The sequence below is a fragment of the Bradyrhizobium sp. S3.12.5 genome, assembly GCF_040548225.1.
GTDB lineage: Bacteria > Pseudomonadota > Alphaproteobacteria > Rhizobiales > Xanthobacteraceae > Bradyrhizobium > Bradyrhizobium cytisi.
Window position 1 is genome coordinate 25373 of record NZ_JBEPRF010000005.1, and the last position, 22433, is coordinate 47805.

Consider the following 22433-nt stretch of genomic DNA (forward strand, 5'->3'; position numbering starts at 1 on the left):
CTCATAGGTGTGAGATGTTGCATCCGCTTGCCGCGCCGAACTTTGCCGACCGTATCGGCTTTGCGCATTTGACGCGCCAGGCCTTCGAGGGCGTCGATCTGCATCCGTTGCGCGAGCGGCTGCTGGCGCGGATCGCGGAGGGCACGGCGCAGGCGGGCGAGGGCCTCGATCTGTCGCTGATTGCCCAGCTGATGGGCGAGAAGGAAGCCGGGCTCGTGATCCAGTCCGAGGTGCTCTCCTTCCACCAACTGTTTCGTACGCCCGCCCCAGCGCCGAAGCCGGGCTTGCGCGTGCTTGCGCTGGCGGCCGACATCGACATGGGCGGCAACACGCCGATCGAATTTTTGCTCGAAGGCTCCGACATCGAGCTCCTGACGCTCTATGTGACCAAGACAACAGGCTTGCCGGAAACGCTGCCCGATCACGACGTTGCCATCGTGGTCGCATCCGATTCCGAGGAATGCCGCGAAGCGCTGGCGCTGATCGAAAAAGCCGCGCCGCGCTGGCCGCGTCCGTTGCTCAATCGCCCCGAGCTGATCGGCAATCTCGATCGCGACAAGCTCTATCGGTTGCTGGCTGATATCCCCGGTCTCGATATTCCCGTGACCGCCAACGCGACGCGTGCGCAATTGACGGCTCTCTCGGAAGGACGGATCGCCTGCACGGAGATCTCGGGCGAATTGCACTTTCCGATGATTGCACGGCCGCGCGGCACGCATGCCGGTGTCGGGCTTGCGAAGATCGACGATGCTTCCGCGCTCGCGGCCTATCTTGCCGAACGGGAGGAGCAGGATTTCTTCGTCGCGCGTTTCGTCAACTACGCTGGTCCCGACGGGCTCTTTCGCAAGATCCGGCTCACCATGGTCGACGGCAAGCCTTATGCCTGCCACATGGCGATCGCCGATCGCTGGGACATCTGGTATCTCAACGCCTACATGGCGTTCAGCGAAGAGAAGCGCGCCGAAGAAGCCATCTTCATGCAAGACTTCGATCGCGCCTTCGCAGCACGTCACAGGAATGCGCTCGACGAAATGAGCCGGCGCGTCGGCCTCGATTACTTCATCGTCGACTGTGCCGAGAACCAGAACGGCGAGCTTCTGGTGTTCGAGGCCGACAACACCGCCGTCGTGCACAACATGGATTCGCCGGTGGTGTTTCCGTACAAGCCGCCGCAGATGCGCAAGATATTTGCCGCGTTCACGGCGATGCTGTCGCGGCATGCAAAGACGAGCGTGGGGAGCGCAGCATGAACGAGATCATCCGCAACACCCACGCATCCGTCACGAACGGATCGCTCGATCCGCAGGACTGGAGCGAGTTTCGTGCACTCGCCCATCGCATGCTGGACGAGGCGATCGACGGCATCGCCAATGTCCGCGCGCGTCCGGTCTGGCAGCCGATCCCCGACGAGGTTCGCGCGGCAATCCGGACTGACGTGCCGCGCGAAGCGACTTCTCTCGCGGACGTGTATCGCGAATTCTCCGAGCACGTCGCGCCTTACGCGACCGGCAATGTTCATCCCGGCTTTATGGGCTGGGTGCACGGTGGCGGCACCGCCGTCGGCATGGTCGCGGAGATGCTCGCGGCCGGCCTCAATGCCAATCTCGGCGGCCGCGATCACATGCCGATCGAGGTCGAGCGCCAGATCGTCGAGTGGATGCGCGGCCTGTTCGGCTTTCCGCAAGGCGCGAGCGGCATTTTCGTCACCGGGACGTCGATGGCCAATCTAATGGCGGTGCTGGTTGCGCGCACGAGCGCGCTCGGCGCGCCGGCGCGGCAACACGGCATCGGCAATGACGGCGCGGTGCTCACGGCCTACGCGTCGAAGGCCGCGCATGGCTGCATCTCCCGCGCGATGGACATCGCCGGGTTCGGCACCGATGCGCTGCGGAAGATCGATATCGATGCCGATCATCGCATCGATGTCGCCGCGCTGCGCGCGCAGATTGCGATCGATCGCGAGGTTGGCTTCAAGCCGTTCCTGGTCACGGCATCGGCCGGCACCGTCGACATCGGCGCGATCGACGATCTCAGGGCGCTCGCGGATTTGTGCCGCGAAGAAGGTCTCTGGTTTCACGTCGATGGCGCGTTCGGTGCGCTCGCGATCCTCTCGCCCGAGCTTGCGCCGTTGCTCGATGGCATCGACCTCGCGGATTCGATCGCGCTCGACTTCCACAAATGGGGGCAGGTGCCCTATGACGCCGGCTTCCTGCTGGTGCGTGACGGCGAACGGCATCGGCAGGCCTTTGCACAGCCGGCGGCCTATCTGAGCCGCGAGGCGAGGGGGCTTGCGGCCGGCGCTGTCTGGCCGTGCGATCTCGGTCCGGACCTCTCGCGCGGTTTCCGCGCGCTGAAGACGTGGTTCACGCTGAAGACATTTGGCACGGACCGGCTGGGCGCGGTGATCGCGCGCAGCTGCGCACTCGCAAGATATCTCGAGACGCGCGTGCTGGCCGAGCCCCGGCTCGAACTGCTCGCGCCGGTCAATCTCAACATCGTCTGCTTCCGCTATCGCGCCGACGACGCGATCAATCGGGAGATCGTCGCCGATGTCCAGGTATCAGGCATTGCCGCACCGTCAGGCACGACGCTGGACGGCAAGTTCGCGATCCGGGCGGCGATCGTCAATCATCGCACCGCGGAGTCGGATATCGACGCGCTGGTGTCGGCCGTGATCAGGTTCGGCGCGCGGCGGACCGGCGGATTGATCGAGGTCGACGCGCCGCCGCTCGCGGCGCAGTAAAAGCGACTCGCTGAAACGACAACGGCCCCGGAGATGATCCGGGGCCGTTGTCGTTTGCGCGGGTCGTCTAGCTTAGGTCTTAAGACCTCGGATCAGGCGGCCGTGCTGACGTCGCTTTCGGGATGCGCTGCATTGTACTGGTCGCGCAGCTTCTCTTCATAGGCGATCAGCTTGCGGGCATCCTTCAGCGCCCGGTACAGATCGCCGCTCATGATATGGTTGTTGATGCCCTCGATGATCGGCCAGGCGCTCGGTACGGCGGTGACGATGTCGCGCACCAGGTTGAAATAGGTGCCGTGCTGTGACTGCGGATCCGGCGAGATGTACATCAGCTGGACCGCGAGATAGACGAGCTTGGCCGGCGTATCGGCGGTCTCGGGCGTGAGGATATCGCGCTCGCGCAGGATCGGCACATTCTCGCCGTTGATGAGAAGACGGGCGCGCTGATCGGTGTTGGTGATCACGCAGTTGCCAATGATGATGCGTTCGTGCGGTCTGAGCTCGACCTTGAGAGCCATGCTTGTTCTCCATCGATCTTTTGCAACTAGCGACCACGGCGCCACCGCTGAGATTGTAATCTGGCATGCGAGCCATTGCTTCTGCAACATGTTCGTTGCTCGTTAACCATGTGATCAGCGTGTGATCGGGCGGCCGCCGTGGATCGCATCATGTTTTGTGGAGAATCTTTATCCTTCCTAAAGCATGCGCTCCGAAGGGCGTCGGGATCAGGAATTCCTGCGGGACCGATTCAGTTTTCGTTGATCACTTGCTTCGTACGGTCCGGTCCTCGGCCAAGAAGGCCGATTGTTGCGTAACGCCAGAAAGGTTGTTTCCATGTCCCTCTCCACCGTCACCCTCTCCGCTGCAGTCCGCCAGAACCTGCTCTCGCTGCAGGGCACCGCTGACCTGCTCGCGACGACGCAGAGCCGTCTCGCCACCGGCAAGAAGGTCAACAGCGCGCTCGACAATCCGACCAACTTCTTCACCGCCGCCGGTCTCGACTCCCGCGCCAGCGACATCAGCAACCTGCTCGACAGCATCGGCAACGGCGTGCAGGTCCTGCAGGCCGCCAACACCGGCATCACCTCGCTGTCGAAGCTGGTCGATACCGCGAAGTCGATCGCCAACCAGGTGCTGCAGCAGCCGAGCGGCTACACTTCAAAGGCCACCTTCACCAGCGCCGTGCCGACCGGTGCCGGTCCGCTGGCTGTCGCGGGTACGGCAACCGATCTGACCGTCGGCGGCACGAACTCGCTGGGTGGCCAGGCCATCAAGTTCGATACGGCAGCGGGCACCACCACGATCACGCTCGGCACCGCCGCGAACCAGGTCAACACGATCACCGGCCTCAACAGCGCGCTTTCGGCGGCGGGTATTCAGCTGACCGCAAGCGTCAATACCAACGGCTCGCTGACCTTCACCTCGTCCAACGATGCCGCATCCCAGGTCATCACCAACGGTGCTGCCTATGTCGCCCCGCCCGCCACGGCGTCGAGCTCGGTAAACATCGACACCACCAGCGGTGCAGCATTCACCGCCGGAACGATTGTCGCCGCGGTTGCCGACCCGGTGTCGCAGGCCACGCGCTCGTCGCTGGTCACCCAGTACAACCAGATCATCACGCAGATCACCACCACGGCGCAGGACGCTTCGTTCAACGGCATCAACCTGCTGAATGGCGACTCGCTGAAGCTGGTGTTCGACGAAACCGGAAAATCGGCGACGACGATTACCGGCGTGACCTTCAATCCGAACGGTCTCGGCCTGAAGTCGCTCACCGCGGGCAGCGACTTCATCGACAACACTGCAACCAACACCGTTCTGACGGCGCTCAACACCGCCAGCGTCACCCTGCGGTCGCAGGCGTCGGCCTTCGGTGCCAACCTGTCGATCGTGCAGATCCGCCAGGACTTCAACAAGAGCCTGATCAACGTGCTTCAGACCGGTTCGTCCGCCCTGACGCTGGCCGACTCCAACGAGGAAGCGGCCAACAGCCAGGCGCTGTCGACCCGCCAGTCGATTGCGACGTCCGCGCTGTCGCTGGCCAACCAGTCGCAGCAGAGCGTTCTGCAACTGCTGCGCTGAGCCCGGCGCAATTCTCGATCTGGAAGAGCGGCGGGGCCTCGGCCCCGCCGTTTTTTTCTTGTGCGCTGCAGTTTGTGTTTTCCGGAATCGATCGAGGCCAGGCGCCGCGGAGGCTGCTTAACCGATCGACCGGTCTTGACCGTTTGTTAACCATAATTCTTCGAAAGCGCCTCGGCCGTTAACCAAGACCGGTCTGCTTTATCCTTTGTTGACCATAGCGTCCCTAGGGTTCCCCGATGCGCGGCCAAGGAAGGCCCGCTGAGTTACACCAGAAAGGTCGTTTCGCATGTCTCTGTCCAACATCACGCTCTCCGCGGCAGTCCGCCAGAACCTGCTCTCGCTGCAGGGCACCGCTGATCTGCTCGCGACCACGCAGGGCCGTCTCGCCACCGGCAAGAAGGTCAACAGCGCGCTCGACAATCCGACCAACTTCTTCACCGCCGCCGGTCTCGACGCCCGCGCCAGCGACATCAGCAACCTGCTCGACAGCATCGGCAACGGCGTGCAGGTCCTGCAGGCCGCCAACACCGGCATCACCTCGCTGTCGAAGCTGGTCGATACCGCGAAGTCGATCGCCAACCAGGTGCTGCAGCAGCCGAGCGGCTACACTTCAAAGGCCACCTTCACCAGCGCCGTGCCGACCGGTGCCGGTCCGCTGGCTGTCGCGGGTACGGCAACCGATCTGACCGTCGGCGGCACGAACTCGCTGGGCGGCCAGGCCATCAAGTTCGATACGGCAGCGGGCACCACCACGATCACGCTCGGCACCGCCGCGAACCAGGTCAACACGATCACCGGCCTCAACAGCGCGCTTTCGGCGGCGGGTATTCAGCTGATCGCAAGCGTCAATACCAACGGCTCGCTGACCTTCACCTCGTCCAACGATGCCGCATCCCAGGTCATCACCAACGGTGCTGCCTATGTCGCCCCGCCCGCCACGGCGTCGAGCTCGGTAAACATCGACACCACCAGCGGTGCAGCATTCACCGCCGGAACGATTGTCGCCGCGGTTGCCGACCCGGTGTCGCAGGCCACGCGCTCGTCGCTGGTCACCCAGTACAACCAGATCATCACGCAGATCACCACCACGGCGCAGGACGCTTCGTTCAACGGCATCAACCTGCTGAATGGCGACTCGCTGAAGCTGGTGTTCGACGAAACCGGAAAATCGACCGTGACGATTGCGGGCGTGACCTTCAATCCGAACGGTCTCGGCCTGAAGTCGCTCACCGCGGGCAGCGACTTCATCGACAACAGTGCAACCAACACCGTTCTGACGGCGCTCAACACCGCCAGCGTCACCCTGCGGTCGCAGGCGTCGGCCTTCGGTGCCAATCTGTCGATCGTGCAGATCCGCCAGGACTTCAACAAGAACATCATCAACGTGCTTCAGACCGGTTCGTCCGCCCTGACGCTGGCCGACTCCAACGAGGAAGCGGCCAACAGTCAGGCGCTGTCGACCCGCCAGTCGATTGCGACGTCCGCGCTGTCGCTCGCCAACACGTCGCAGCAGGGCGTTCTGCAGCTGCTGCGCTGAGTTCGACAAAAGTCTTGCTACGGAATTGCGGCGGGGCCTCGGCCCCGCCGTTTTGTTGGCTGCATGAGAGTCGTCTTGGAAACCGTGCGCCACTGCCTCGCGTCGGCCGCTGTACGAGTTTCTCGTTTAGCCTGTCAGGGCGGTCGAGTTGTCGTCGTGCCCACAGGTTTTTGCGACGAGAACGAGAACAAAAACAAGAAGCGGCGAAGCCAAGCCTCGCCGCCCCAATTTTATCGCCCGCAGAGAGGCCGGACTCAGCTGTCAACGCAAGAGCTGTAGCACACTCTGCTGCGACTGGTTGGCGAGCGAGAGCGCGGACACCCCGATCGACTGGCGAGTCGACAGCGCCTGGCTGTTGGCCGCTTCCTCGTTGGTGTCGGCGAGCGTCAGGGCGGACGAACCGGTCTGCAGCACGTTGATGATCTGCTTCGAGAAATCCTGGCGGATCTGCACGATCGACAGGTTGGCGCCGAAGGCGGAGGCCTGCGACCGCAGCGTGGTGCTGGCGGCATTGAGCGAGGTCAGAACCTTGCCGGTCAGGACGTTGTCCGTGAAATCCACGCCGGCGGTCAACTGGCTCAGGCCGAGACCGTTCGGATTGAATGTCACGCCCGCGATCGTCAGCGTCGACTTGCCAGTCTCGTCGAAGATCATTTTCAGAGAGTTGCCATCGAGCAGGTTGACGCCGTTGAAAGAGGCGTCCTGCGCTGTGGTGGTAATCTGCTGAAGGATCTGGTTGTACTGGCTGACGAGGGTCGCCCTGGCTTGCTGCGAGATCGGGTCGGGCACCGCCGCAACGACGGCACCACCTGCGCCACCGCCCGCGGCATTGCCGCTGATATTGATGGCGTCCAGCGTGACGGGAGCAGCGGGAGCGGCGGTACCCGTGATCACCTGTCCCGCACCGTCATTGGTCGACGTAAGAGTCAGACTGTCAGGGCCGGTGATTGAGCCCGCGAGGTTGACGCCCGCATCCGCCAGTGCCTGATTGAGCTGTGCCAGCGACTGGACCTGTGCGGTCTTGGTCACCGGATTGAAGCTTGACGGGGCAGTGCCGATGGTGATCGTGGCAGCAGTGCCGGCGGAATTGGTAAACGTGTAAACGCCGCCGTTGAGCTTACTTGTCGTGAGGTCCGCGGAAGTGGCTCCGCCCGTCCCGGTGGGAGCGCCCGTGCCGGTGAACTGGATGTTTGATTTGGTGCTGTAGCCCGTGGGCTGCTGCAGCACCTGGTTGGCGATCGACTTCGCGGTATCGACCAGCTTCGACAGCGAGGTGATGCCGGTGTTGGCAGCCTGTAGGACCTGCACGCCGTTGCCGATGCTGTCGAGCAAATTGCTGATGTCGCTGGCGCGGGCATCGAGACCGGCGGCGGTGAAGAAGTTGGTCGGATTGTCGAGCGCGCTGTTGACCTTCTTGCCGGTGGCGAGACGGCCCTGCGTGGTCGCGAGCAGATCAGCGGTGCCCTGCAGCGAGAGCAGGTTCTGGCGGACTGCCGCGGTAAGGACGACGTCGGACATTTGAATGACTTCCCTTGTGTGCACCGCCGGCGTCCTAGTCCGGGTCAATGCGCTTTGTGGTTTCAGCCTCCGCAAGGGTGAACAAAAGCTTTTAAAATATGATTAACCACTGCTTACGAAATGTGGTTAACGATACGTTCCGATCGGCGACGGCTGGGGCAGTGCTGGACAACGCCGCGGTTCTGGCCGGGGAAATCCTGCTTCGGCCGAAACAGACCGGTCAGCGATGATCTCGAAAGCCGCGCTTGGTTCGAGCCCGAAACTCCCCTGGGTCAAATCTGATGACGCGAATTCGGGCAGCGAGTAAGTTAATCTTAATTGGCCGCCTTTAGGGGTTACAACGAGGAAGTCCGGAAACTTGTCAGACGGAACAAGGTTTGCTGAGGTGACGAATGTCTAGTGCTGCCGCTCAAGCCTACGCGCGCGTCGCGAGTACCACCTCATCCCCGCGCGATATTGAAGCCCAGACATTGTTGAAAGCGGCGAACAAGCTGCAAGCCGTCGTATCCGACCCCGATGCGAGCTATGTGCAGATGTCCGAGGCGTTGATCTATAACCGCAAGCTCTGGACAATCTTTCTCAGCGAAGCTCAGCGCGATGGGAACCCGCAGCCAATGGATGTTCGGCAGAACATCGCCAACATCAGCATCTTCGTGCTGTCCCAGACAGCGGCGCTGCAGATCAGCCCCCAGCGGGAGCACTTCAAGTCGTTGATCGAGATAAACCGCAACATTGCAGCCGGATTGAGCGGGCGCGCCTGAGCGGACGTGCCGATTGAGGTGAATTCAAGCGATGGCGGACATCCTTAGCATTCTGAGCAACAGCTATAAGACAGCGCCAACGGCTTCGTCATCGAATGTGAAGTATGTTCCGGTCGATTCCACCCTTTATACCGGAACCTGGAAGGGGACGTATTCCACAGGCGAGAAGTTTTCGTTCTCAATCTCTGACGTTCAAGGATTTCGCGCCAAGGTCAAATACCAGAGCGGCACGGGCCCAGTTCAGTACCAGGACGTGCTGATCAAGGAAAATTCCTTCCGAATCGGCGACTCCAAGTTCCTGCTGAAGAAGATCGGTCACGCGCAGATCAAGACGGTCGTCACCAATCCTGCGACCGGAGCGAACGTGCTCAATACGGCGTACGCCGACCTGGTCTGATCGCGGCATCGCGAAGCGTCCTGGTCACCGATCCGCGTTGTCGCGCCGCGGTAGTTAATGTCTCGTTAACCAAACCCATTTACCGTTTGGCAACGGAAATCCGCGCTACGGCCGGCAAGCCGACCGTTCGAAAGTAGCTCAGCCGGCCCGTGCGCAGCCGGCGGTGGGGTTCCCTCCGATGAACCTGGTCAGCTCGCTGGAGCAGGAGTCTTTCATCTCTCGCATCGTCGCAGACGGCTTGTTTTTGGTATGAGCGCAGGAGGTAACAGCGATGGCGCTGAAAGTTGAACTGAAGCCCTTCGAGCGAATCATCATCGGCCAAAGCCTCATCACCAACTCAGATGCGCGAACCAGGCTATTGATCTCGGGAGAGGCGCCGATTATGCGGGAGAAGGATCTCCTGACCGCGGAGACCGCCGACACGCCGGTGAAGCGGCTCTATCTTTGCGTTCAGATGATGTACCTCGAGAACGACATCCCGAAATACCAGGAGCTCTATGTGAGCTTCGTCAAGGATCTGCTCGAGGCGGTGCCAAGCTTCAGAACGTCGATCGAGGCTGCAAGCAAGCTGATCCTGAGCGGCTCTCTGTACAATTCATTGAAGGAGATCCAGAAACTCGTCAAACGGGAGGACGAGTTGCTGAAGCAGAGCGTTTAGCTCTGCTGATCAGCCTCCACGACTTCAGGCGCTGCGGTCGGTCGACAGCGGGCGTTCTGCGTCGGCCTTGCTGAGGTCGAGCGCGTGAAAATAGGCGCGGCGGCGCAGCATCGCTTCGTCCGGAAATTGCTCCACGACCTGGTCGGTCTTCTCGTTGACGACCTGGAAAACGAAGGATGCGGCGGCCTGGTTGAACACGACCTGGCGCGAAACGTTCTGACTGTACAGATCATTGCGCGCGGCGGCGCCAGCGTCGCTCGCGCTGACGGTCTGGCTCGCGGGCAAATCGGTCCGCACGGCGTCGTTGGCCGCCGCGCTCGACGTCGCTATGGGTAGCGCGGCGACCGGTATCCCCACCGGCCTGATGCTGAAATCTGTACTCATGGCAGCCTCCTGGTTGCCTCGTGTGAGTCAAATCCCAACCCCTCTCAATACGCAACCATGGAACACCAGGATTGAACACCGGGTAAGCAAACGTGACTAACCGCGCGACGCTTTCGCCGCACGGTTTTTCGTAAAATTGGATGGAGTGCTTTGTCTGCGCTCAGAGCGTGCGGCTGACCGCGAGCGGCGTGATGTGACGCGGGCCAGGCGTGGCGCGGCGGCCCGCCGCCGTATAGGTGTTCGGCACGTTGCGCTTCTGGATCTCGGCATTGACGCCGCGCACGACGCTCTCGGAGACCGCATGGGCGGTCGCGAGCACGGTAAGATTGACCTGAAGCATGGCGCGGAAGGCGTCGTGGTGGCGGTGCAGCGTCGAGAGCAGCTCGGGCGCGGATTTCGAAAGCTGGGCCTGGTTCGCCTTCAACTGGCTGACGGCGCCGACGTAGCGCCGCGACAGTTCCTGCTTCTGGCTTTCCATCATCATCGCTTCGCGAACCTTGCCGGCACGGACGAGCTCGGTCTCGCGCTCGATCAGGCCGAGCAGGGCGCTCATCGCGTCCATCAGGTCCTCTGCGAGCTTGCGCGCAGCGGCGCTCTCGGGCGTATTGTTCGGGCGCTGCGCTGGCATCGGCCGACGTGACGCGTTGAAGTGGTTCATCTCGTTTGACCTTATGCCGTACGAAGAGTGGTTTTGGCCTGCTGCATGATCAGGGTACGGTAGACGTCGCGGGCGACACCGACGCCGCCGGCATTGGCGAAGTTCTTGGAATATTGCTCGGTCAGCATCGAGCGCCAGACGCCGGTGCCTGGCGTATCGCCGAACGGGCCTTCGCCCTTCAGCCCCGAAGTCATCTGCGCGAACATGCTGTTGAGGAACATGCCCTCGAAGTCAGTGGCGGTCTTCTGCGTCTTGGCCTGCTGCTGCGGCGAGACCTTTTGCAACGCTGCGGCGAGCTCGAAATCGGGACGGCCGTTGCGGCTTTCCACGGAGAACGCTGGGTTCGAGAGTGCGGCGGTGACGACGTGCGCGGTGTTGAGCATGCCGGTCTGCATCACATCACCTCTATGTCGGCTTCGATCGCACCCGCGGCCTTGATCGCCTGGAGGATGCTGATGAGGTCGCGCGGGCCGATGCCGAGGCCGTTGAGGCCGTCGACGAGCTGCTGCAGCGAGACGCCGTCCTTGACGACGGCGAACTTCTTGCCGTCCTCGGTGACGCCGACGCTGGAGCGCGGCGTGACCACGGTGCGACCCCGCGACAGCGGGTTGGGTTGGCTCACTTGCGGGCTCTCGGAGATCGTGACCGTGAGATTGCCCTGCGCGACCGCGACGGTGGCGACGCGGACGTCGCGGCCCATCACGATGATGCCCGAGCGCTCGTCGATGACGATCTTGGCGGCGAGATCCGGATCGACCTGAAGCTGCTCGATCTCCGTCAGGAAGGCGACCACGTTGCCCTTGAACTCCGGCGGGATCGTCAGCTGCACTGTCGAGGGATCGATCGGCTCGGCGCTCTTGACGCCGAGATAGTCGTTGATCGCCGCTGCAATGCGCTTGGCGGTGGTGAAATCGGCGTTGCGCAGCGCGAGCCGCACGTTCGGCAGCCGGTTCAGCGCGAACTCGATCTCGCGCTCGATGATGGCGCCGTTGGCGATGCGTCCTACGGTCGGAACGCCGCGTACGATTTTGGCCGCTTCACCCTCGGCCTGGAAGCCGGAGATCGCGAGCGAGCCCTGTGCCACTGCATAGACGTTGCCGTCGGCGCCGAGGAGCGGGGTGACGAGCAGGGTGCCGCCGCGCAAATCCTTGGCATCGCCGAGCGCGGAGACGGTGACGTCCATGCGGGTGCCTTGCGTCGCGAATGCCGGCAGATTGCCGGTCACCATGACGGCGGCGACGTTGCCGGTGCGGATGGTGGCGCCGCGGATGTTGACGCCCATGCGCTCGAGCATCGCTTGCAGCGACTGCTTGGTGAAGGGGATGTTGTTGAGGGTGTCGCCGGTGCCGTTGAGGCCGACGACGAGGCCGTAGCCGATGAGCTGGTTCTGCCGCACGCCTTCGATATTGGCGAGATCCTTGATGCGCGAGGTCGCACGCGCAGGCGCGACCGAGAGCGCCAGCGCTGACAGCGCGGCGCAGGCCACCCCAACAATCCTCACCCAACGAACGCCTGGCATCCTCTGCTCCCCGAGGCTCCTCACATCTCGGACCATCTGCGACACTCCCATGACGAGCTGGTCCGACGCTTTCCCTGCGAGCGCTGTGCCAACACGGGGCAGATGGGGTAGTCGATTGAATAGGTTGAATAAATCTCTTCGGATCGGTGCCAGCCGGCATTCGCCCTAAGGAGCGAAACTGCCGCCTGTCGGCAGATTTTGCCGGGCCGTTTACGCCCCGTTAACCATAAAGCGGCGAATGTGGCGCATCGATCACCCGGATTGCTCCGATGCGCATCTACGGACCGAATGGCACCACGCTTGGAACGCCGGCCAGCCAGGCCAGGCGAACGAGCTCCGGCACCTTCGTGCTGCCCGACACGAATTCGGCGCAGGAGACCCGCGCTGCGACCGCACCCAAGGCCTCCGCCAACATCGATGCGCTGCTCGCGCTGCAAGGCATCGAGGAAGATCCGGTCGAGCGCCGCAAGCGCTCGGTCGTCCGCGGCAAGACCGCGCTCGACGTGCTCGACGATCTCAAGATGGGACTCTTGTCCGGCAATCTCGATACATCGACCGTGATGCGGCTGCGCGATGCGGCTGCGAACCTGAAATCCTCCTCCGGCGATCCCGGTCTCGATTCCGTGCTGTCCGAGATCGAGCTGCGCGTCGAGGTCGAGCTGGCCAAGGCCGGGCAGGCGTAGTCGTCCAGCGGATCATCTGAGGCCTTACGGAACGGCTTTACGCCGCTTCGTCTTTCTGCTGCGAATCGTAGCGGCGCTGGGCGGCCAGCACGTCTTTCAGATTCTCTTCGGCCCAATCGCGCAACGGATCGACTGCGGCGGCGAGCGTCACACCGAGCTGCGTGATCGAATATTCAACCGTCACCGGCACGGTCGCGATGGCGCGGCGCTTGATCAAGCCGTCGCGCTCGAGCGACTTGAGAACCTGGCTCAGCATCTTCTGCGAGATGCCTTCAATCGTGCGGCGTAACTGATTGAAGCGCATCGGCTCCTCGCGCAGCAGCAACAGGATCAGCACGGCCCATTTGTCGCCGACGCGATCGAGGATCTGGCGCGTTGGGCAATCGGCTGCATAGACGTTGGGTTTCATCTCATTCCTCGCACTTGCCTCGTACTTGCCTCGCACTTGCTTTCGGCTTGCCGGTTACTCCAGCGTAATCAGGTAAGCACAAAGTGCTCTCTTAACACCAGCGTTCCTTACGATATCTAGTCACCATTGGTTACTACAGAAGCGAAGGAGCCTTCCATGAAAATCGCAGTTGCCGGCGCCTCGGGCCGGGCCGGTTCGGAGATCACCAAGGAACTGTCCGGCCGCGGCCACGGCGTCACCGCCATCGCACGGAACCCGGAGAAGATTGCAATCCTGCCGAACGTCACCCCGACCAAGGGCGACGTGCTCGACCAGGCCGGCCTGACCAAGCTCTGGGCCGGGCACGATGTGGCCATCAGTTCCGTCCACTTCCTGGCGAGCGACCCGCACAAGCTGATCGGCGCGGCCAAGGACTCCAAGGTCGGGCGCTATCTGGTCGTCGGCGGCGCCGGCAGCCTGGAGGTCGCTCCCGGCGTCAAACTGGTCACAACCCCCGGTTTTCCGGCCCAATACAAGGCTGAGGCGGAGGCGGGTGGGGCCTTTCTCGATCTGCTGCGCCAGGAAAAGGAGCTGAACTGGACCTTCATCTCGCCCTCGGCGCTGTTCATCGAGGGGGAGCGGACCACCAGGTTCCGGCTCGGGACCGACGAACTTCTCGCAGATGCGAACGGCAAGAGCTGGATCAGCTTCGCCGACTACGCCATCGCGCTCGCCGATGAGATCGAGAAGCCGGCCCATTTGAGGCAGCGTTTCACGGTCGGCTACTAGCTAGGCTTTTGGCCGCCCCCGGGCCCTCCCGGATAAACCTTCCTGTGCAAGGGCTTGGGGGCGCTAACTGCGCTATTAAGGAAATATTGTCTGTCACATGGGGTAGCTATATAAGCCCCGGCTCAACGGACCCCGTTCCGTTCATGAGTCGTTGCTTGAGAAGATAGGCCGCCCTTGGAAAAGTTGAAAAACTACCGACCGACCGAAAAAGAGCCTTTCATGAACGACCGGCAGAAGGAGTACTTCCGTATGAAGCTCCTCGCCTGGAAGGATGAGATCCTCAAAGAGTCCAAGCTCACGCTGCAGGCTCTGCAGGAGGAGAACGTGAACCACCCCGATCTCGCCGATCGGGCATCGTCCGAAACCGACCGCGCCATCGAACTCCGCGCCCGCGACCGCCAGCGCAAGTTGATCGCCAAGATCGACGCCGCGCTCCAGCGCATCGAGGACAACACCTACGGCTATTGCGAGGATACCGGCGAGCCGATCTCTTTGAAGCGGCTCGAGGCCCGGCCCATCGCAACGCTCTCGGTGGAAGCGCAGGAGCGCCACGAGAAACGCGAGAAGGTCTATCGCGACGAATAGAGTCCGGGCCGCAGCGATGCGGCTCTTTGTTTTTGGGTTCACGGCGCCGTTTCGCGCCGCAATCGATATTTTTGCCTGACGTTTGCCGCCGCGCGCTTCGACGCGCGAGCGCAATCGCGAAAAGTGAATCGCGATCAAGGAGGTAGAGTCGATTGCTGCAAGCTCACGTGAGTTCACATCAGAAACAGCCTTCACTTCAAGTGCGGGAGGTTTTGCGAGTCGCATCAACGAGATCGTCTCGGATGCTGAGACACTGATCCAGCGGCTTCACTGCAATCAGGCTTCATGCGACGCTGTAAGGCGTGCATCTCCATAAGGCTTGGACCAGCTCAATATTTCCTTAACCGGCGGCAGCAGGCCGCAAGCCGCATCCTGCGGCGGGAACTGGGACCGCGGGCGCGCCGGGTTCCGCGGCTCCAGGCCCGGACTGGCCGGTGCGGCGCGCCGCGAGCCGGGTTCCCCTGCAGGCGGTCGTGCCGATGCTCGGCCGCGTCAGGCATTCCAGCAGCGTCAAGGATCCGGCTCGGCCTGGTCAAGGCGTGATGCCACAAGCCGCCCGCGCTTGTCAGGCCCGGGCGGGGATGCTCCACTGCCGCCCTCGATTGGGTAGCGTGGGAGCCGGCGCCGATGGACAAAATTCTCGAAGCCGCAAAGGCGATCGCGCTGGCGCGCCGCAACCATGCGCCGCTCGCAGCGCTCGAGGTTCCGCCTGATGACGAGGCCGAGGGCTACCAGGTCCAGCGCGCGCTGCATGATCTGCTGCTGAAGAATGTCGGGCCGCTGGTCGGCTACAAGATCGGCTGCACCAGCCAGGTGATGCAGGACTATATCGGCATCCCGCACCCCTGCGGCGGCGGCGTGTTCCAGAAGGGCGTGCACGACAGCGGCGTCAAGCTCGCGGCCTCCGACTATGTCCATGTCGGCGTCGAGTGCGAGATCGCTGTGCGCCTGAAGCGCAACCTCGCCGCCGGCGAGGCGCCGTTCACCGCCGAATGGGTCGGCGAAGCCGTCGAGGCCTATCATCCCGCGATCGAGATCGTCGACGACCGCTACGTGAAATGGGAGACGATGGGCGCGCCGACGCTGATTGCGGATGATTTCTTTGCCGCCGGCTGCGTGCTGGGTGCCTCCGTTCCGCGCTCGGCGGTGCCGGACCTGAAGGCGGTCAAGGGCCGCGCTCTCGTCAATGGCGAGGAGGTCAGCCATGGCACCGGCGCCGACGTGCTCGGCCATCCCCACAACGCACTCGCCTGGCTCGCCAACCACCTCGCCGCCGAAGGCAAGGGCCTGCACGCGGGACAGCTCGTGCTGACCGGAAGCCTGGTGAAGACGCTGTGGCTGAAAGCCGGCGACAAGGTGCGGATGGAGCTGGACGGGCTGGGTGTGGTGGAGGCGGAGTTTACGTGAGGCGTTGCGACTCTCTCCGATGTCATTCCCCGCGAAGGCGGGAATCCAGTACACCGTGCTGTATCGGTTCAGCAACGAAGGTCTCGGAGTACTGGATCGTCCGCCTTCGCGGACGATGACAGCAACACCTCGCAAAATACATGCGGCCCTCGCCAGGGGAGCTGGCGAGGGCCGCGTCGTACATCGTCGTTCGCGCCTAGGTTCGCGAACACGATGTGGGAGCTCGGGAGAGGGCTAGAAGGGCAGCAGCACGTCCATGACTTGCTGGCCGTAGCGCGGCTGCTGCACGTCCGTGATCTGGCCGCGGCCGCCATAGGCGATGCGGGCCTGCGCGATCTTGCTGGAATCGATGGTGTTGTCGCTCTGGATGTCTTCGGGGCGGACGATGCCGGCGACCACGAGCTCGCGGATCTCGAAGTTGACCCGGATCTCCTGCTTGCCTTCGACCACGAGGTTGCCGTTCGGCAGCACCTGGGTCACGACCGCCGCGACGTTGGTCTGCAAGGCTTCCGTGCGCTGCACGCTGCCCTTGCCGTCGCTGGAGGCGGTGGAGTCGGCGGTGAGGATGCGGCCGGGCAGCACCTTCTGCGCCTGGACGCCGAGCGTCTTCGAACCGATGAAATCGGTGATGCCCGAATCTTCCGAATTGGTGCGGCTGCGCTGGGTCTCGTTGGAGAGATTGGCCTTGTCGGTGATATTGACCGTCACGGTCAGGAGGTCGCCGACATGGGTCGCGCGCTGATCCTTGAAGAAGGCGCGGCTGCCGTTCCGCCACAGCGAGTTCGGATTGTAGGAGGCGACTTCCGGCTTCGGCATCGGCATCTGCACCGGCTTGTAGCCGGGCTGCGTCGTCGGATTGTCGATTGCCGACAGCTTCGGTTGCTCGCCTATCTGCGAGAGACGGTCGATCGAGGAGCAGCCGCTCGCGAGCGCGCAAGTGGCGAGCAGCAGGGCAGAGATCGCGATACGACGAAGACGGGAAGCCGAACTGAACGAGGACATGACTTACTCTGACTTGGCTGGAGCTTGCTTGGCTGGAGCTTGCGAGATGCGAACTTGCGGGATCTGGGCTTGTGCGATCTGCGCTGGTGACGCGGGGGCCTGGACCAGGTTCCGGACGAGGGCTGCAGTGTCGACGGGAGCGGGCGCTTCGTCACGCCTAAGCGCGGAGATCTGCTCGACCGCAGTCTCCATCGGTGCGGACTGGCTGGCGCCCAGCACAGTCACCTGGCCGCGGCCGGTGACGACGCCGGTCAGCGTACGCTTGGTCTGCAAATTGAGGACGCTCACGGTGTCGCCCTCGGCGCCACTCTCGATCGCCTTGCCGCGGGTGGTGAGGTAGATTCCGGGGACCTGGTAGATGACGGTGACGCTCTGGTCGCGCGACACGAATTCGGGCTTGGCGATGTCGGCGGCGCGGATCGGCGTGCCCGCGCGCATCGGCCGGCGAAGCTGCATACCGACCGCGCGGTCGCGCAGCGCAGGTTCGCCCGTCACTTCGGCCTTTGGCCGTCGCTCCTGCGCGACGTCGGAAGATTTCAGCGTCTCGGTGCGTTCGATGTCGCGGGTCAGGACGGCGACTTCCACGGTCTCGATCGCGGTGCCGGTGAAGCGCAGCTTGGTCGGCGCCGGGTTGCTGTCGTTGTTGATCTCGAAGGCGATGTCGAAGCGGCCGCTGCGGGCATCGTAGCGCGTCGCAACCGGCTGCAGCGCGCCGGTGTTGGAGGCATCGAGCCGCATGTCGGAAATGCCGCGGTCGAAGGTCACGGTGATGTTGGCGGCGTCGCCAAGCCCGAAGCGGCGCTCGAGCGCGGAGCCGACCGCGTTTTCGAGATCCTTGTTGGCAAAGGTGCGGGCAAGCCGCGTGACCTGGACTTCCCTGATGTCGCCGGTCATCACGCCGATCACCTGCTTGGCGCGGAGCACGCTCACGACCTGGGCAACAGGCAATGCGCCGGTGGTGCCGAGATCGGGCGAGCGATAGACCGCAATCAGCGCGGCCGAGCCGGCGTTCTCGATGAGGTCGCCGACCCGCACCACGTCGGACGTGACGGTGATGCTGGCGCGCAGCGTCGGCGCGGCGATGCCGTCGTCGGCGGCCTGCGCCGGCAGCGCCAGCACGAGCAGGGCGGAGAGGGTGGCAAGCGTCGCGCGGATCATGATCATCACCTCAGCGGAACAGCGCCGTGGTCGATTGCATCATCTGGTCGGCGGCGCTGATCACCTTGGCGTTCATCTCGTAGGCGCGCTGCGCGGCGATCAGGTCGCTCATCTCCGAGACGACGTCGACATTGGCCTGTTCGAGGCTTCCTTGCGTGATCTTGCCGTAGCCCTCGGAGTTCGCGGTGCCGTCCTGCGGCGCGCCCGACGACGTCGTCTCGGTGAACTGGTTGCTGCCGACGGGCTGCAGGCCGGCCTTGTTGATGAAACGGGTCACGCCGATCTGGCCGAGGATGGTGTTGCTCGACGAGCCCGGCAGCGTCACCGACACCTGGCCCTGCTCGTTGACGGTGATGCCCGAGGCGTTGTTCGGGATCGTGATGGTCGGCTGCACCGGGTTGCCCTGCGCGGTGACGACGCGGCCCTGGTTGTCCATCTGGAACGTGCCGTCGCGGGTGTACTGGTAGGTGCCGTCAGGCATCAGGATCTTGAAAAAGCCTTCGCCCGACATCGCGAGATCGAGGTCGTTGCCGGTCTGCGACAGCGTGCCCTGCGTCATGCTGCGGGGGGTGCCGACGGTCTTGACGCCGCCGCCGATGTCAACGCCGACCGGCAGAATGGTGCCCTGGTCCGAGGCCTGCGCGCCGACGCGGCGGATGTGTTCGTAGATCAGGTCCTGGAACGCTGCGGTCTGCTTCTTGAAGCCGGTGGTGCGCAGGTTGGCGATGTTGTTGGAGATCACCTGAACGTTCAGTTCCTGTGCCGCCATTCCGGTCGCAGCGGTGTGGAGCGCTTGCATGTCAGTGGTCCCCTAATCAGGCCGGAACGTCGGCGAGCTTTTCGATCGCCGATTTGTGGAGGTCGCTCTGCTGCTGGAGCAGGTTGGCGATCGCGGTGTAGCTGCGCATGACCTCGACCATGCGGCTCATCTCGCCGACCGAATTCACGTTCGACTTCTCGATGTAGCCCTGCTGCAGGGTGGACTTGGCGTCGGTCTGCTGGTTGGCGGAGCCGGCGCCGTAGAGATTGGCGCCAAGCTTGGTCAGCTTGGCCGGATCGTCGAACGTCACCATGCGGATCTTGCCGCGGATCGAGTCGGTCTTGGCCGTGCCTTCGAGCACCGTGACGGTGCCGTCTGGGGAGACGTTGATGTCGTGGTCGGTCGGCTGGAAGACGATCGGGCCGCCGGTGCCGAGCACGAGATTGCCGTCGGAGGTCATAAGCTGGCCGGTGCTGCTGAGCGCGAACTTGCCGTCGCGGGTGTAACGCTCGGCGCCATTGGCCTGCACGGCGAAAAAGGCGTTGCCGCTGATCGCCATGTCGAGCGGGTTGTTGGTCGCCTCCATTGGCCCCTGGCCGACGTCGCGGTAGGTGCCGCGGTCCTGCACATAGGAGACGCGGCGGTCGGAGCCGACGAAATTGTCCTCATGCGCGTTCGAGTTGAGATACTCCTCGAACAGCGAATGGTCGGCCTTGAAGCCGTTGGTGTTGGCATTGGCGACGTTGTTGGCGATGACATCCATCTGCCGTTCCAACGTCATCTGCCGTGACAAGCCGATCAGAAGCGCATTCTGCATCGGTCAATCTCCCCTGCGTGAGATCCGCCATTTCGCTCTCCCAAGCGCCTTGGCCGATCCCGTGAACGAGACCGTCGGGTTCTCCCAAACCGTTCAGTCTCGCCCCTCTCTCAGCGAAAGCCGTGCCAACTTGAAATGAGATGCAATTACAATGAGTTGGCTATTTTTCGGCGGCGTGGGCGGGGGGCAGAAAGGTTCTGTTAGCCATGTTTGCCCGGCAGATTTTTCCTAGTTGAGGCCCGATCGAAAGGTTCCGTTAACCATTATTACCGTAGCGTTTGCAGGTAAGAGGAGCGCTTTGCGCTGGGGCATTTGTATCGCGTCACTGTCTGCCAGGAGGCTTCGCTCTTTCGGCCCTTTTTGAGATGAGCGAGCCCGGACGATCATGGCAGAGAATGGAGCGGAAGGCGGTGCAGTCGCCGAAGGCGCGGAAGCCGCTGCCCCCAAAAGCAAGTTCAAGCTGATCCTGATCGTCGTCGGCGCGCTGGTCGTGCTCGGCGGCGGTGCCGCGACCTGGTTCCTGTTCTTCCGCCATGGCGAAGACGAGCACCATGCCGAGGTCGCACCCCCGCCGAAGCCGCCGGTATTCGTCGAGGTGCCCGACATGATGGTCAACCTCGCCGGCGCGCCCGGCGAACGCGTGCAATATCTGAAGCTCAAGATCGTGCTCGAGCTGAAGGAAGAGAAGCAGGTCGAGGCGATCAAGCCGACGATGCCGCGCGTCACCGACATCTTCCAGACCTATGTGCGCGAGCTGCGCTCCTCCGACCTCAACGGCTCCGCCGGCATCTTCCGTCTCAAGGAAGAGCTGACCAAACGCGTCAACGCCGCGGTCGCGCCGGTGCAGGTCAGCGCGGTGCTGTTCAAGGAAGTCGTGCTCCAGTGAGGATGCTGCGGAAGGGTACGGGCTAGCGTCATGGCCGGCAACGAGCAGATGGACCAGGATGCGATTGCCGCCCAATGGGAGGCGTCGCTCGATTCCGAGGATCCCGCGGAGGCCGCGAAGGCTGCTGCCGAAAACGAGCTGTCTGAGACCATGGCCCTGCAATGGGCGGCCATGGTCGAGGACGGCAGTCGCGATCTCGGCACCGGCAAGAACTCCGGCGAGCGGGTGCTGTCGCAGGAGGAGATCGACAATCTCCTCGGCTTCACCGTCGGCGACGTCACGCTCGACGACCATTCCGGCATCCGCGCCATCATCGATTCGGCGATGGTCTCCTACGAGCGTCTGCCGATGCTCGAAATCGTCTTCGACCGCCTGGTGCGGTTGCTGACGACATCCTTGCGCAATTTCACATCCGATAACGTCGAAGTCTCGCTCGACCGCATCACCTCGGTGCGGTTCGGCGATTACATGAACTCGATCCCGCTGCCTGCCGTGCTCTCGGTCTTCAAGGCCGAGGAGTGGGACAATTTCGGCATGGCGACGGTCGATTCCAACCTGATCTACTCGATGATCGACGTGCTGCTCGGCGGCCGCCGCGGCTCGAGCCAACTCCGCATCGAGGGCCGGCCCTACACCACGATCGAGACCGAGCTGGTCAAGCGGCTGGTCGAGGTGGTGCTGACCGATGCCGAGCAGGCGTTCCGGCCGCTGTCGCCGGTGACCTTCACGATCGACCGGCTCGAGACCAATCCGCGCTTCGCCGCGATCAGCCGTCCCGCCAACGCCGCGATCCTGGTGCGCCTGCGCATCGACATGGAAGATCGCGGCGGCAACATCGAACTGCTGCTGCCTTACGCGACCATCGAACCGATCCGGGCCGTTTTGCTCCAGATGTTCATGGGCGAAAAGTTCGGCCGCGACCAGATCTGGGAGGGTCATTTCGCCACCGAGATCGTCCAGGCCGAGATTTCCGTCGACGCCGTGCTCTACGAGGCCGACATTCCGCTCAAGCAGCTGATGCGGCTGAAGGTCGGAGACACGCTGCCGCTGGACATGCGCGCCGATGCCAACGTCACCGTGCGGTGCGGCGATGTCACGATCACCGAAGGACGCATGGGCCGGGTCGGAGAGCGCGTTGCGATTCGCGTGACGAAACCCTTGCGCAAGCCAAGTACGACACTTGCGATGTTCGAGAAGGTGGACGAGCAGAACAAGCTGATGGAGGCCCCATGAACCACTCCCTAGGAATGGCGATCGAGACGCTGGTGGCCATCCTGCTGATGCTCACGATCGGCTACTGTATCCTGCTCAACAAGCGGCTGACGCGGCTGAAGGCGGACGAGCATTCGCTGAAGGCTGTCATCGGCGAGCTGATCACCGCGACCGAGATCGCCGAGCGCGCGATCGGCGGGCTCAAGCTCGCGGTGCGCGACGTCAACGAGAATCTCGGCAGCCAGCTTGCCGCCGCCACGCAGATGTCCGGCCAGTTGCACAAACAGCTCGGCGAAGCCGACAACGTGGTGCGCCGCCTCTCCAAGATCGCGATCGCGGCGCGCCCCGTCACGAATCCGGAAGCCGCAGCCGCCCCCGTCGCCAAGCCGTCGGCGGCGAAAGCGGTGGCCGCTGCCGCCGAAGCCTTCTCGGAGCGACGCAGGTCCAACGGCCTTGGGTCCAACGGTCTTGCCGCATAAAGTCAGG

The 22433-nt window shown here is 63.3% G+C and carries 25 protein-coding genes; 14 read left to right on the forward strand and 11 right to left on the reverse strand.

Features of this window, described 5'->3' with window-relative positions; genetic code table 11:
• Positions 1-14 precede the first annotated feature (14 nt).
• The gene (locus tag ABIC09_RS07990; protein WP_354108946.1) at positions 15-1250 is read left to right on the forward strand and encodes an ATP-grasp domain-containing protein; all 1236 of its coding nucleotides are present in this window, start codon (positions 15-17) and stop codon (positions 1248-1250) included.
• Positions 1247-2743 carry a pyridoxal phosphate-dependent decarboxylase family protein gene (locus ABIC09_RS07995; RefSeq protein ID WP_354108947.1) on the forward strand — a complete coding sequence of 499 codons (1497 nt, stop codon included), beginning with the start codon at positions 1247-1249 and terminating at the stop codon, positions 2741-2743. The genes ABIC09_RS07990 and ABIC09_RS07995 overlap by 4 nt, the downstream gene beginning before the upstream one ends.
• A 92-nt stretch (positions 2744-2835) precedes the next feature.
• Here the strand turns inward: ABIC09_RS07995 and flbT (ABIC09_RS08000) are convergent, their stop codons facing one another.
• On the reverse strand, positions 2836-3261 hold the full coding sequence (gene flbT, locus ABIC09_RS08000) for a flagellar biosynthesis repressor FlbT (protein ID WP_148751341.1): 426 nt from the start codon (positions 3259-3261) through the stop codon (positions 2836-2838).
• 316 nt (positions 3262-3577) lie between these two features.
• On the opposite strand from flbT (ABIC09_RS08000), the gene ABIC09_RS08005 reads away from it, so the two are divergent.
• Together ABIC09_RS08005 and ABIC09_RS08010 are read left to right on the forward strand one after the other, a co-directional pair.
• Positions 3578-4828, forward strand: a complete 1251-nt coding sequence (locus tag ABIC09_RS08005; protein WP_354108948.1) for a flagellin N-terminal helical domain-containing protein — start codon at positions 3578-3580, stop codon at positions 4826-4828.
• A 286-nt stretch (positions 4829-5114) separates the two neighbouring features.
• Positions 5115-6365: a flagellin N-terminal helical domain-containing protein gene (locus ABIC09_RS08010; RefSeq protein WP_354108949.1), complete on the forward strand. Its 1251-nt coding sequence runs from the start codon at positions 5115-5117 to the stop codon at positions 6363-6365.
• A gap of 261 nt (positions 6366-6626) precedes the next feature.
• Here ABIC09_RS08010 and ABIC09_RS08015 read toward each other — a convergent pair whose 3' ends face one another.
• Entirely contained in the window at positions 6627-7883 is a 1257-nt protein-coding gene (locus tag ABIC09_RS08015) for a flagellin N-terminal helical domain-containing protein (RefSeq protein WP_354083947.1), read from the reverse strand.
• A gap of 392 nt (positions 7884-8275) precedes the next feature.
• Between ABIC09_RS08015 and flaF the strand changes: the two genes are divergently transcribed.
• The 3 genes from flaF (at position 8276) to flbT (ABIC09_RS08030) (ending at position 9699) form a co-directional block, all read left to right on the forward strand.
• Positions 8276-8644: a flagellar biosynthesis regulator FlaF gene (gene flaF, locus ABIC09_RS08020; protein ID WP_354083946.1), complete on the forward strand. Its 369-nt coding sequence runs from the start codon at positions 8276-8278 to the stop codon at positions 8642-8644.
• Between the two features lie 31 nt (positions 8645-8675).
• Positions 8676-9041 carry a hypothetical protein gene (locus ABIC09_RS08025; protein WP_148751345.1) on the forward strand — a complete coding sequence of 122 codons (366 nt, stop codon included), beginning with the start codon at positions 8676-8678 and terminating at the stop codon, positions 9039-9041.
• A 271-nt stretch (positions 9042-9312) separates the two neighbouring features.
• Positions 9313-9699 (forward strand): flagellar biosynthesis repressor FlbT, encoded by a 387-nt coding sequence (flbT, locus tag ABIC09_RS08030; protein WP_148751346.1) that lies wholly within the window; start codon positions 9313-9315, stop codon positions 9697-9699.
• Positions 9700-9723: 24 nt separating this feature from the next.
• Here flbT (ABIC09_RS08030) and ABIC09_RS08035 read toward each other — a convergent pair whose 3' ends face one another.
• From ABIC09_RS08035 to ABIC09_RS08050, 4 genes are all read right to left on the reverse strand, one after another.
• Complete coding sequence (locus ABIC09_RS08035) at positions 9724-10083, reverse strand: hypothetical protein (protein ID WP_148751347.1); 360 nt, start codon at positions 10081-10083, stop codon at positions 9724-9726.
• A 160-nt stretch (positions 10084-10243) separates the two neighbouring features.
• On the reverse strand, positions 10244-10741 hold the full coding sequence (locus ABIC09_RS08040; RefSeq protein WP_354108950.1) for a hypothetical protein: 498 nt from the start codon (positions 10739-10741) through the stop codon (positions 10244-10246).
• 11 nt (positions 10742-10752) lie between these two features.
• On the reverse strand, positions 10753-11136 hold the full coding sequence (flgJ, locus tag ABIC09_RS08045) for a flagellar assembly peptidoglycan hydrolase FlgJ (RefSeq protein ID WP_187434851.1): 384 nt from the start codon (positions 11134-11136) through the stop codon (positions 10753-10755).
• Entirely contained in the window at positions 11136-12260 is a 1125-nt protein-coding gene (locus ABIC09_RS08050; protein WP_148751350.1) for a flagellar basal body P-ring protein FlgI, read from the reverse strand. Before ABIC09_RS08050 ends, flgJ begins: the two co-directional genes overlap by 1 nt.
• 269 nt (positions 12261-12529) lie before the next feature.
• Here ABIC09_RS08050 and ABIC09_RS08055 point away from each other — a divergent pair, with 269 nt between their 5' ends.
• Positions 12530-12943 carry a flagellar assembly protein FliX gene (locus tag ABIC09_RS08055; RefSeq protein WP_354033224.1) on the forward strand — a complete coding sequence of 138 codons (414 nt, stop codon included), beginning with the start codon at positions 12530-12532 and terminating at the stop codon, positions 12941-12943.
• Between the two features lie 37 nt (positions 12944-12980).
• On the opposite strand, the gene ABIC09_RS08060 is transcribed toward ABIC09_RS08055, so the two are convergent.
• Positions 12981-13352, reverse strand: a complete 372-nt coding sequence (locus ABIC09_RS08060) for a winged helix-turn-helix transcriptional regulator (RefSeq protein WP_148751352.1) — start codon at positions 13350-13352, stop codon at positions 12981-12983.
• 156 nt (positions 13353-13508) lie between these two features.
• Between ABIC09_RS08060 and ABIC09_RS08065 the strand changes: the two genes are divergently transcribed.
• The 3 genes from ABIC09_RS08065 (at position 13509) to ABIC09_RS08075 (ending at position 16112) form a co-directional block, all read left to right on the forward strand.
• The gene (locus tag ABIC09_RS08065; protein WP_354108951.1) at positions 13509-14120 is read left to right on the forward strand and encodes an NAD(P)-dependent oxidoreductase; all 612 of its coding nucleotides are present in this window, start codon (positions 13509-13511) and stop codon (positions 14118-14120) included.
• Positions 14121-14339: 219 nt separating this feature from the next.
• A complete protein-coding gene (gene dksA / locus ABIC09_RS08070; RefSeq protein WP_008142458.1) occupies positions 14340-14705 on the forward strand; it encodes an RNA polymerase-binding protein DksA in 366 nt (121 codons plus the stop codon).
• Between the two features lie 627 nt (positions 14706-15332).
• Positions 15333-16112 carry a 2-keto-4-pentenoate hydratase gene (locus ABIC09_RS08075; protein WP_354033226.1) on the forward strand — a complete coding sequence of 260 codons (780 nt, stop codon included), beginning with the start codon at positions 15333-15335 and terminating at the stop codon, positions 16110-16112.
• 234 nt (positions 16113-16346) lie between these two features.
• On the opposite strand, the gene flgH is transcribed toward ABIC09_RS08075, so the two are convergent.
• Genes flgH through flgF form a run of 4 tightly spaced genes read right to left on the reverse strand, consistent with a single transcriptional unit; the run spans position 16347 to position 19849 of the window.
• Positions 16347-17114, reverse strand: a complete 768-nt coding sequence (flgH, locus tag ABIC09_RS08080) for a flagellar basal body L-ring protein FlgH (RefSeq protein WP_148751392.1) — start codon at positions 17112-17114, stop codon at positions 16347-16349.
• Between the two features lie 3 nt (positions 17115-17117).
• The gene (flgA, locus tag ABIC09_RS08085; RefSeq protein ID WP_354108952.1) at positions 17118-18272 is read right to left on the reverse strand and encodes a flagellar basal body P-ring formation chaperone FlgA; all 1155 of its coding nucleotides are present in this window, start codon (positions 18270-18272) and stop codon (positions 17118-17120) included.
• Positions 18273-18282: 10 nt separating this feature from the next.
• Positions 18283-19071 carry a flagellar basal-body rod protein FlgG gene (flgG, locus tag ABIC09_RS08090; protein WP_148751394.1) on the reverse strand — a complete coding sequence of 263 codons (789 nt, stop codon included), beginning with the start codon at positions 19069-19071 and terminating at the stop codon, positions 18283-18285.
• A gap of 16 nt (positions 19072-19087) precedes the next feature.
• Complete coding sequence (gene flgF / locus ABIC09_RS08095) at positions 19088-19849, reverse strand: flagellar basal-body rod protein FlgF (RefSeq protein WP_148751395.1); 762 nt, start codon at positions 19847-19849, stop codon at positions 19088-19090.
• 385 nt (positions 19850-20234) lie between these two features.
• Between flgF and fliL the strand changes: the two genes are divergently transcribed.
• The 3 genes from fliL to ABIC09_RS08110 are packed head-to-tail and all read left to right on the forward strand — an operon-like array spanning position 20235 to position 22426.
• Positions 20235-20735: a flagellar basal body-associated protein FliL gene (fliL, locus tag ABIC09_RS08100; RefSeq protein ID WP_148751396.1), complete on the forward strand. Its 501-nt coding sequence runs from the start codon at positions 20235-20237 to the stop codon at positions 20733-20735.
• A gap of 30 nt (positions 20736-20765) precedes the next feature.
• The gene (fliM, locus tag ABIC09_RS08105; RefSeq protein ID WP_148751397.1) at positions 20766-21968 is read left to right on the forward strand and encodes a flagellar motor switch protein FliM; all 1203 of its coding nucleotides are present in this window, start codon (positions 20766-20768) and stop codon (positions 21966-21968) included.
• Positions 21965-22426, forward strand: coding sequence for a DUF6468 domain-containing protein (locus ABIC09_RS08110; RefSeq protein ID WP_148751398.1), 462 nt, complete (start codon positions 21965-21967; stop codon positions 22424-22426). The genes fliM and ABIC09_RS08110 overlap by 4 nt, the downstream gene beginning before the upstream one ends.
• Positions 22427-22433 lie beyond the last annotated feature (7 nt).